Raw genomic sequence first — 1,669 nt, 5'->3', positions numbered from 1 at the left:
CAGAACGGAAACCCTGCTACTCCAGCGTATACATTTACCGCTGCCTGGGGGATGACCGGAATCAGGCGAGCCAGCAGCACAGCAGCAAAAGGCTCCCTCTCCATGACCCGATTGAAGCGCTCCAATGCGGGAACCCGCTCCAAATAGGCACGTCCTTTGTCACGGAACAGGGTACGTACGGCACTATAAACGACCAGCGCAGCCAAGGTAGTGCCCAGCCAGCAGATCAGAGCACCTTGCCAGGGGCCTGCGGCATAAGCAATAGAAGCGATAATCAGCTTGTACGGCACAAACGGTATTAACGCGAATAAAAATGCGAGCAGTAGCAAAACTGGAAAGGAGGTTTGCTTGTCCGCCCAGGCGAGCCAATCATATCTGTAGATAAACGCGATGCAAAGCAGCGAAACATAAGCCGCGACGAGTAGCCATTTTTTCATTTACATACCTCTTTCAATATCCCTGTTCGGCTTATCGCTTATACAGAAAAAAATAGGGTTCACATTCCCAATAATGTGTGCTATACTGCCACTAATAGAATAGTTCCCAAAGGGGAGTAGCTCAACGAGTAAAGTCGTCATTACGGGATTTTTAATCCCCGGCTTTATTGGCAACGTAATGTTGTAAGCGAGACCTTTGCCAGGATTTTAGGAATCCGGGTAAATGGTCTTTTTTTGATGCCAAATTTGGGTCAAGCGCCGTTTCCGGATTCCGTGAAATGGCGCTTTTTTAGTATAAAGCGCTGAACTATGTACAGTATAACAAATAAATAAAAAAGGTGGGAGAAACGTATGGATTTTTTGTCAATTGAGTTTTTAACCGCATTAGTATCCATCATTATCATTGATCTGGTGCTAGCTGGTGACAATGCCATCGTAATCGGTTTGGCGGCTCGCAATGTTGATAAGGCCAATCAAAAGAAGGTCATTATTTGGGGGACGGTCGGAGCGGTCATCATTCGTGTGATTGCTACAGTGCTGGTCACGTATTTATTGCAAATTTATGGATTGCGTTTGATTGGGGGACTCGCACTTATCTATATTGCCTATAAGCTGCTGGTCGAAGAGAAAAAACATGAAATTTCAGCTACGAATCAAATGTGGGCAGCGATCCGCACGATTATTATCGCGGATACGATGATGGGCCTCGACAATGTACTTGCTGTTGCGGGAGCAGCTCATGGAAACATGCTGCTTGTTATACTGGGTCTGGCAATCTCCGTTCCAATCATGGTGTGGGGAAGTACGATTATCTTGAAGCTGACTGAACGTTACCCAGTAGTTATTACGATTGGTGCTGCTGTACTGGCTTACACTGCCGCCAAAATGGTGGTGGCGGAACCGCTGATTGCACACTGGTTTATGAACGGGGTCATTAAATACGGCTTTGAGGTTCTGGTTGTGGTTCTGGTTGTAGCCATTGGGATGCGTGTTAAAAAAATTAAAAGTGAAAAAACAAGAAAGCAAGCGCAGCACGCCTAAGCTAACTTACATTAAGTAAACTTAGCTGAAGCTGAACATTCATGCCGTAGAGGCTGTTCTGTTAGGTCCAACTGGACCCGGAGCAGTCTCTTTTCTTTGCTTGTCAGCAGACTTCCATGTAAACTAGACAACAGATGAATGAGTGATTAAAGGTGGGAGCGAAATGGACAAGCAAACGAAGACAAGGGTAG

The 1,669-nt window shown here is 46.0% G+C and carries 2 protein-coding genes; one reads left to right on the top strand and one right to left on the bottom strand.

Going from position 1 to position 1,669, the window contains the following annotated elements; translation table 11 throughout:
• The coding region (locus GRP75_RS26265; protein ID WP_160790811.1) for a TVP38/TMEM64 family protein at positions 1-437 on the bottom strand (437 nt) is incomplete at its 3' end.
• Between the two features lie 351 nt (positions 438-788).
• On the opposite strand from GRP75_RS26265, the gene GRP75_RS26260 reads away from it, so the two are divergent.
• The gene (locus GRP75_RS26260; protein ID WP_023989285.1) at positions 789-1,478 is read left to right on the top strand and encodes a TerC family protein; all 690 of its coding nucleotides are present in this window, start codon (positions 789-791) and stop codon (positions 1,476-1,478) included.
• Positions 1,479-1,669: the final 191 nt, after the last annotated feature.

Source organism: Paenibacillus sp. OT2-17 (genome assembly GCF_009827695.1).
Taxonomy (GTDB): domain Bacteria; phylum Bacillota; class Bacilli; order Paenibacillales; family Paenibacillaceae; genus Paenibacillus; species Paenibacillus polymyxa_B.
Note: the sequence above shows the minus strand (reverse complement) of the source record. Positions and strands in the feature narration are given on the sequence as shown.